This is a genomic window from Mesorhizobium sp. M4A.F.Ca.ET.050.02.1.1, assembly GCF_003997725.1.
Lineage (GTDB): Bacteria > Pseudomonadota > Alphaproteobacteria > Rhizobiales > Rhizobiaceae > Mesorhizobium.
In genome coordinates, this window is the sequence record NZ_RZSG01000242.1 from 1 (window position 1) to 7,794 (window position 7,794).

The window sequence follows — 7,794 nt, forward strand, 5'->3', positions numbered from 1 at the left end:
GCCGTAGAGGCAGCGGATGAAGCCGAAGTCGAAGGACACGTCCATATGCGTGCGAGAGAAGGCAAGCAGGAAAAGCGGCGCGGTGACGGCAGCGGCCACAAGCCAGATCCAGCTGCGCCGGCCTGCCGTGAAGACAACGGCGGCAAACAGCAGATAGGCGAAGAATTCGGCCGAGATGCTCCAGCTCGGGGCGTTCCAGCTCAGATGATCGTCGACACCCATGCCTTGCAGCAGGAAGAGATTGGTGGCGAGGCTGTTGAGGTCGAAGCCCCCGGTGAAGGGCTCGGCACCCGTGCCGCGCAACTGCGGCAAAATGAGCCGCAGTTCCTCGAAGGCGGCGAAGGCTGCCAGCATCAGCAGATGCAGCGGATAGATGCGGCCGAAGCGGACGGGCACGAAGCGGGCAAGCTCGACCGGCTCGCTGAGCCGGCTGCCATAGGAGCTGGCGATGACGAAGCCGGAGAGCACGAAGAAGAAATCCACGAACAGATAGGAGCCGCCGACAAAGGCGCTCTGCGAGATCAGCGAGCCGGTCGGGAAATGGAACAATGCCACGAGCAACGCGCAGATGCCGCGCCAGGAATCCAGCACCAGGAAACGCTCGCCCGCCACGGTGCCGGTCCGGGTCGCCGCGGGCATGTGCGCGGGGTTGAGAAAGGCGGTCTGCGTCATGATGATACAATCCTGTGTTGTCGTGGCACTCGCCGAACGCCATTTCCGTTTCCCCACTCTGTGACTGGCATGTTGCGTGCCGGTTCTGTAGTTGTGGCAGCCCGATGAAAACCGAGGATCCGTAATGGCGAACCAGAACATCGACCATGCCTTCACCGCCCGCTCCAAGACGGGCGCGGCCCTCGAGCCGACCTATGCCGGCGCGCTGTCTTTCATGCGGCGCAAATACACGAAGGACGTGAAGGGCGCGGACGCCGTGGTGTGGGGCATTCCCTTCGACGCCGCCGTCACCAACCGGCCGGGCGCACGCTTCGGGCCACAGGCGATCCGCCGCGCCTCGGCGATCCTCGACAACGACCCGCAGTACCCGTTCTCGCGCGACCTGTTCGAGCACCTCGCCGTCGTCGACTACGGCGACTGCCTGCTCGACAGCGGCAACCATCAGAAGACGCCCGGCACGATCGAGCGCGAGGCGGCCAGGATCCTGAAATCAGGCGCCTTCCTGTTGTCGCTCGGCGGCGACCATTTCGTCACCTGGCCGCTGCTCAAGGCGCATGCCGCCATCCACGGACCGCTGGCGATGGTGCAGTTCGACGCCCATCAGGACACCTGGCCGGACGACGGCAAACGCATCGACCACGGCTCTTTCGTCGGACGCGCGGTGAAAGAAGGCATCATCGATCCCGACCGTTCGATCCAGATCGGTATCCGCACGCACGCCCCCGATACGTTCGGCATCAAGATCCTCTACGGTCATGAGGTCGAGGAGATGCGGGCGTCCGACATCGCCTATGCCATCGTAGACCGCACCGGCGGCAGGAAGACCTACCTCACCTTCGACATCGACTGCCTGGACCCGGCCTTCGCGCCGGGCACCGGCACGCCGGTCGCCGGTGGCCCATCCTCGGCGAAGATCCTGTCGACGCTGCGCCAGCTCGGCCAGGTCGACATTGTCGGCGCCGACGTGGTCGAGGTTGCGCCCGCTTACGATCATGCCGATATAACGGCGATCGCGGGCTCCATGGTGGCGATGCACTATCTGGGCCTGGTGGCAGAACGAAAAGCCCGGCTCGAGGAGCTGAACAACGGCAATACTGTTGCAGTCAATCATGCTCAGGGCATATAGCACTGAAATCGCAGGGAATTTTCAAAGGCAATGAAACCAAAAATCTTCATCGACGGCGAACACGGCACGACCGGGCTGCAGATCAGAGCGCTGCTGGCGGAGCGGGGCGACCTTGAGATCATCTCCATCCCCACCGAGCGCCGCAAGGAAACGGCGGCGAGAGCCGAGTTTCTCAACGCCGCCGATGTCGCGATCCTCTGCCTGCCGGACGCCGCCGCCAAGGAAAGCGTCTCGCTGATCGAGAACGACACCACCCGGGTGATCGACGCGTCGACCGCGCATCGTGTTGCCGCCGGCTGGGAATATGGTTTCGCCGAAATGGACAAGGACCAGGCAAAGAGGATCGCCGCGGCGAAGCGCGTCGCCAATCCCGGCTGCTGGCCGCAAGGTCCGATCGCGACGCTCAGGCCGCTGGTGTCGGCCGGACTGTTGCCCGCCGACTTCCCGATCACCGTCAACGGCATTTCCGGCTATTCCGGCGGTGGCCGGCCGATGATCGAGGACTATGTCGGCAAGGGCGAGGACGCACCCGAATTCCTGCCCTACGGGCTGACCCTGCAGCACAAGCACGTGCCGGAGCTCAGGACCTATGCGAAGCTCTCGCACGACCCGATCATGCAACCGGCGGTCGGCAATTTCGCGCAAGGCATGATCACCGTGGTGCCGCTGCAACTCGGCGGCCTCGAGCGCGTGCCGACTGGCGCCGAAATGCATGCAGCGCTCGCCGATCATTTCGCCTCGATCGAGGGCGGCGTGGTCGAGGTCGCGCCCTACACGCATCTGGAGCGCATCGCCGAGGTCGATCCGGAAATCTACAACGGCACCAACAAGATGAAGGTCTATGTGTTCGCCAATGACGAGCGGGCGCAGGCGCTTCTGGTCGCCGTCTATGACAATCTCGGCAAGGGCGCGTCGGGTGCCGCCGTGCAGAACATGGACCTGATGCTCGGTCTCGCCCCGTAAGCGGGCAGGCGGGAATTCCCGACGGGCGAAGCTGCGGCAGGAGATCCGCCCCGATGAAGGCGAAGCTCGTGGCCGCTCAGGGCCGCTGACAAAGGCGGTCGGGCATCAGCAGTCGGCCGCTTCCGCCCGTCAGGCCGAATTCGACAGTCAGACAGCAAGCAGCTCCACCACCTTCTGGACGTGAAGATACCCACCACTCAGGCGAAGTGGCTCAGCTTGCGAGCTTGACCTCATGCGGTAGCGGATAGGCGCCCTTGGTGCCGCGCCAGTGCGCGGCGGCAAAGCCCAACAGCACGAGCGCGAAACCCTGGTGGGTCAGCGCCATATGCAGCGGCACCTGCATCAGCAGCGTGCCAATGCCGATCGACGCCTGCACCAGGACGATCAGGAACAGCAGCGTCGCGCGACGCGCATGGGTCGTTCCCGGCAGACGCCGGCGGGTTGCGATCATGTGCCAGAGCGCCACCGCGAAGACTGTGTAGGCGCCCATGCGGTGGACGAACTGCACCGTCTTCGGGTTCTCGAAGAAATTGCGCCAGGCAGGCTCGAGCAGGAGCAGATCGCCTGGAACCAGCCTGCCGTCCATCAGCGGCCAGGTGTTGTAGCTCAAGCCGGCGTCGAGCCCGGCGACCAACCCGCCGAGATAGATCTGCACCAGCGCCAGAAGCACGATGACGCCGGCAAGCCGCTGCGTCGAGCGGTCGGCGGCGGGCTCGGAATGCGGCGCCAGCCCCCGCGCGACCACCATCGTGGCGGTGAAGATCAGCGCCGCCAGCGTCAGATGCGTGGCCAGCCGGTACTGGCTGACCGAGACGCGGTCGACAAGGCCGGACGCGACCATCCACCAGCCGATGGCGCCCTGCAGGCCGCCGAGCAGCAGGATGCCGACGAGCTTCGGCCCCAGGCCGCGCTCGATACGGCGCGTCGCCCAGAAGAACAGCAGCGGCAGGGCAAAGACGACGCCGACACTGCGCGCCAGAATGCGGTGCACCCACTCCCACCAGAAGATCGACTTGAACGCGTCGATGCTCATCCCTTTGTTGAGCTCGGCATATTGCGGGATCTGCTGGTAGCGCTGGAATTCCTCCTGCCACTCGGCATCGTTGAGTGGCGGGATGACACCATGGATCGGCTGCCATTCGGTGATCGACAGGCCGGATTCGGTAAGCCTGGTGGCGCCGCCGACCAGCACCAGGGCGAACAGCACGAGAAGCACGAAATACAGCCAACCGCGCAGTTGCGCCCGGTTGCGCAGGTCGCGATCGCGGGCGGCATAGGGTGCGGCAGCAGTGATGGCAGCCATGGTTGTGTTCCGGCGATTGAGGTCGCGGGATTGGTGGACCAAGGCAGCCCCGGTGGCAAGACCGGGCAGCGCGGCACGCCGTCGCGCCGCCGATGACGGGTTGCGCGCACCCGCCGATCGGCCTAAGCGGTAGCGGTCAGAGAGATCGCGACATGCCCATTCGCCTGAAAAAGCTGATCGGAACCGTGCTGCTGGTGGCGCTGGTCGTCATCTACGCGCTGGTGGCGTCGATCGTGGCGGTTGCCCAACTGTCGGAATCGAGCCCGCTGGTGCATCTGCTGTTCTTCCTGTTGAGCGGCCTGCTGTGGGTGCTGCCTGCGATGGGCATCATCAAGTGGCTGATCATCGAACCGCGGCCCAAGGGCTGAAGCGCGGCGTCTGCGAAGGCGCAAACGGGAACGTGATTTCCTTCCCGCTTGACGAACACATATCTCAATGATTATACGTTTCGATCAATAGCCCTCAGGTTATCGATCCCATGACGAACGCACACGACCTGCTGTTCAGAACACTTGCCGATCCGACCCGGCGCGCCATCTTCGAACGACTGTGCCAGAAGGGAGAGCAGACCGTAGGCGCCCTTACGGCCCAGTCCGGGGTTTCGCAGCCGGCCGTGTCGAAGCATCTCGGTGTCCTGCGGCAGGCCGGCCTGGTGCGCGACCGCCATGAGGGACGGCAGACCCACTACAGCGCGCAGATCGGCGCGTTGTCGCCGCTGATGGACTGGACACGGCAGATGGCAGGCTTTTGGGAAAGCCGGTTCGACGACCTCGAGGATCTGCTCAAAAGGATAGATCAATGAACGATGCCGCTACCGAAACACGCTCCATAGTCGTCGAGCGGGAGATACCTTATCCGCCGGAAAAGATCTGGCGCGCGCTGACGCAACCGCATCTGATCGAGGAGTGGTTGATGAAGAACAATTTCAGGCCGATCGTGGCCCACCGCTTCAATCTCAGCGCGGACTGGGGCGGCGTCGATTGCCAGGTCCGGACCGTCGAGCCCAACAGGACGCTGTCCTACAGCTGGGACACCAAGGATCTCGAGAGCGTGGTCACCTGGACGCTCGCCCCCACGGGCACGGGAACCCATTTGCGCATGGAGCAGACGGGCTTCCGGTCCGATCAGGAACCATACTTCCGCGGCGCAACCGTCGGCTGGCCGAGGTTCCTTGCAGCCCTGGAACAGGTGCTGGCGCGGATGGACTGAGGCCAGCCGGCGCGCTTCGCGGCGCCGTGATCCCCGAACGCGAGAACCAGAGGAAGAAGCAGGATGAAGATCAAGCTGGCGAAAGTGTATGTGGACGACCAGGAAAGGGCCCTGGCCTTCTACACCGACGTTCTCGGCTTCACCAAGAAGGCCGATTTCAGCAATGGACCGTTTCGCTGGCTGACGGTGGCCTCGTCCGACGAGCCCGAGGGGACCGAACTGCAGCTGGCGCTGAACGACAATCCCGCGGCCAAGTCTTACCAACAGGCGATGTTCAAGCAGGGCCAGCCCGCAGTCATGCTCTTCACGGACGACATCAAGGGCGACCACGAGCGCATCAAGGAACGTGGCGGCGCCTTCGCCATGGCGCCGACCGAAGTCACCGGCTCGACCATCGCGCAGGTGAACGACAGCTGCGGCAATCTCGTCCAGATTACTCAATTGGCCCGCTGGTAGGGTTCCCGTTGGCTTTTTCAGAGGAGGTCGCATTGAGCCTTAGCCAATGGATTCGGCAAATTCATCGTTGGCTGTCGATCGCCTTTACGGTGACCGTCATCGCCAACTTCGTCGCCATGGCGTTGGGGGAGCCTCCGGCTTGGGTGGTCTACTCACCGCTCCTGCCGCTCTTCCTGCTGCTGTTTTCCGGCCTGTACATGTTCGTGCTGCCTTATCTCGCTAGGTCACGCGACGAGCAGCGCGCGGGCGGATAGATGGCCAAGGCGCGCCAACGATCGAAGCTCACCGCCCAGCGGCCCGGCGCGGAGCCGGTCCTGCTCTCAGGCGGCAACCCGCAGATCGCCAAGGGCTATGGCGACGCCCCGGTGCAGGCCTACATCGCCGCCATGCCGGGCTGGAAGCGCGATGTCGGCCGCCGCCTCGACGCGCTGATCGAGCGTAGCCTCCCCAGCGTCGAAAAGGCGGTGAAATGGAACTCGCCGCTCTACGGGGTCGAGGGCCAGGGCTGGTTCCTCGGCATTCATTGCTTCACCAACTACGTCAAGGTGGCCTTCTTCCGCGGAACATCGCTCAGCCCGCTGCCCCCAGGCGAGTCCAGGACCAAGGAAACGCGCTACCTCGACATCCGCGAGGACGATCCAGTCGACGAAGCCCAGGTCGCCGACTGGGTGAGGCAGGCCAGCCGGTTGCCGGGCGAAAAGATGTGACCAGCCGATGGACACGAGGGGCAAACAACACGAAGGAAGTGACCGCCAGCCATGAAGAATAGCGCATCGCCGGAAAGCAAGTCTCCTTCGCAGCTGATAGACGCCAGGATCGAGGAGTTAGGCGACTGGAGGGGTCAGATGCTCAGCCGGCTCCGCGCTCTGATCAGGGACGCCGATCCCGACGTCGTGGAGGAGTGGAAATGGCGGGGCGTTCCGGTGTGGGAGGACGCCGGCATGATCTGCACGGGCGAGACCTACAAGGCCGTCGTCAAGCTGACCTTCGCCAAGGGGGCTGCCCTGGAAGACCCCTCCAGTCTCTTCAACTCCAGCCTGGAGGGCAACACCAGGCGCGCCATCGACTTCCACGAGGGCGATGCGATAAACGCGGAGGCTCTGAAGGCGCTGGTTCGCGCGGCTGTGAGCCTGAACAAGTCCAAGGCCAGGAAATAATCCGCGGGATCGACCGGCGGCGGCCAAGGTCTGTTGAGATGCAGGTCAGGCCGCGTCGAAAACGGTGATTTCCAAGAACCGGAGCGGAGCGTACTTAAAGTACGTGAGCACCGGAAGCGCAGGAAAGCGCCGTTTGCAGGCTGGCCTCACCTGAATATCAACAGACCTAGATCGTCACCACCATTTTGCCGGCATTGGCGAGCGGCGTCGTAACCCCGGACAGCATCGTGCGAATATGGGCGACGCTCTGGTAGCGTCCGTTGACGGAGATGCGCGGCAAGGCGTGCAGGAAGCCGGCATGCTCGGCGCGCAACACGCCATGGCGCGTCGTCACCGCCGAGACATAGCCGGCGTCGGTGGCAAAGCCCACTTCGCGGCGGCCGACGGCGCTGGCATAGCCATAGGGATAGGCGAGATGGCGCGGTTCCTGGCCGAGCTTTTCCAGCAATATGCGCCGGACATCGCCGATCTCATGCCGGGCATCGGCTTCCGGAAGCCGCTTCAAGTTGAGATGGTTGACGGTGTGGGCGCCGATCGTCACCAGCCTGTGTCCTGCCATGGCGCGGATCTCGTCCCAGCTCATCAGCGTGCTCGGGCGCCTTGTCTCCAGATCGATGCCGTTAGCGCGCGCGAATTCGCGCAGCGTCGCGCGCTGGTCCTCCTCGCGCACCTCCGCGGTCAGCCAGCTATGCAGGCGCGCATTGGCTTGGAGTTTTTTCCCCCGCGTCGAGCAATCGATCGTCACGGAGCCGTCCGGCATCGTCAGCGTCAGCCGATCGCGGGCGTTGACGATATCCTCGATCACGTCCCACCAAAGATCGGAGGCGCCGTCGATCAGACCGGGCGCGACATAGATGGCGATCGGGGCGCCGTGCTTTTCCAACACCGGCAGCGCCTCAGTCATGTTG

The 7,794-nt window shown here is 64.1% G+C and carries 12 protein-coding genes; 9 read left to right on the plus strand and 3 right to left on the minus strand.

What is annotated here, in order from left to right; all coding sequences use genetic code 11:
- Nucleotides 1-672: acyltransferase (locus EOA33_RS17240; protein ID WP_145989174.1), on the minus strand; the 672-nt coding region annotated here is incomplete at its 3' end.
- Nucleotides 673-796: 124 nt separating this feature from the next.
- Between EOA33_RS17240 and speB the strand changes: the two genes are divergently transcribed.
- Both speB and argC read left to right on the plus strand, forming a co-directional pair.
- A complete protein-coding gene (speB, locus tag EOA33_RS17245; RefSeq protein WP_127406142.1) occupies nucleotides 797-1,798 on the plus strand; it encodes an agmatinase in 1,002 nt (333 codons plus the stop codon).
- A 30-nt stretch (nucleotides 1,799-1,828) separates the two neighbouring features.
- Complete coding sequence (gene argC / locus EOA33_RS17250) at nucleotides 1,829-2,761, plus strand: N-acetyl-gamma-glutamyl-phosphate reductase (protein ID WP_127406143.1); 933 nt, start codon at nucleotides 1,829-1,831, stop codon at nucleotides 2,759-2,761.
- A 211-nt stretch (nucleotides 2,762-2,972) separates the two neighbouring features.
- On the opposite strand, the gene EOA33_RS17255 is transcribed toward argC, so the two are convergent.
- Nucleotides 2,973-4,064 carry a COX15/CtaA family protein gene (locus tag EOA33_RS17255; protein ID WP_127406144.1) on the minus strand — a complete coding sequence of 364 codons (1,092 nt, stop codon included), beginning with the start codon at nucleotides 4,062-4,064 and terminating at the stop codon, nucleotides 2,973-2,975.
- A gap of 152 nt (nucleotides 4,065-4,216) precedes the next feature.
- Between EOA33_RS17255 and EOA33_RS17260 the strand changes: the two genes are divergently transcribed.
- From EOA33_RS17260 to EOA33_RS17290, 7 genes are all read left to right on the plus strand, one after another.
- Nucleotides 4,217-4,432: a DUF2842 domain-containing protein gene (locus EOA33_RS17260; RefSeq protein ID WP_126054916.1), complete on the plus strand. Its 216-nt coding sequence runs from the start codon at nucleotides 4,217-4,219 to the stop codon at nucleotides 4,430-4,432.
- Between the two features lie 110 nt (nucleotides 4,433-4,542).
- Nucleotides 4,543-4,866 (plus strand): metalloregulator ArsR/SmtB family transcription factor, encoded by a 324-nt coding sequence (locus EOA33_RS17265; protein WP_126059087.1) that lies wholly within the window; start codon nucleotides 4,543-4,545, stop codon nucleotides 4,864-4,866.
- The gene (locus EOA33_RS17270) at nucleotides 4,863-5,273 is read left to right on the plus strand and encodes an SRPBCC domain-containing protein (RefSeq protein WP_127406145.1); all 411 of its coding nucleotides are present in this window, start codon (nucleotides 4,863-4,865) and stop codon (nucleotides 5,271-5,273) included. Before EOA33_RS17265 ends, EOA33_RS17270 begins: the two co-directional genes overlap by 4 nt.
- A 63-nt stretch (nucleotides 5,274-5,336) precedes the next feature.
- Nucleotides 5,337-5,729 carry a VOC family protein gene (locus EOA33_RS17275; RefSeq protein ID WP_126054918.1) on the plus strand — a complete coding sequence of 131 codons (393 nt, stop codon included), beginning with the start codon at nucleotides 5,337-5,339 and terminating at the stop codon, nucleotides 5,727-5,729.
- Between the two features lie 32 nt (nucleotides 5,730-5,761).
- Complete coding sequence (locus EOA33_RS17280) at nucleotides 5,762-5,983, plus strand: hypothetical protein (RefSeq protein WP_126054919.1); 222 nt, start codon at nucleotides 5,762-5,764, stop codon at nucleotides 5,981-5,983.
- Nucleotides 5,984-6,436: a DUF1801 domain-containing protein gene (locus EOA33_RS17285; protein WP_126054920.1), complete on the plus strand. Its 453-nt coding sequence runs from the start codon at nucleotides 5,984-5,986 to the stop codon at nucleotides 6,434-6,436. It begins immediately after the preceding gene.
- 51 nt (nucleotides 6,437-6,487) lie between these two features.
- Entirely contained in the window at nucleotides 6,488-6,886 is a 399-nt protein-coding gene (locus EOA33_RS17290; protein WP_126054921.1) for a DUF1801 domain-containing protein, read from the plus strand.
- 166 nt (nucleotides 6,887-7,052) lie between these two features.
- On the opposite strand, the gene EOA33_RS17295 is transcribed toward EOA33_RS17290, so the two are convergent.
- On the minus strand, nucleotides 7,053-7,794 hold a 742-nt coding region (locus tag EOA33_RS17295), incomplete at its 5' end, for a polysaccharide deacetylase family protein (RefSeq protein WP_127406146.1).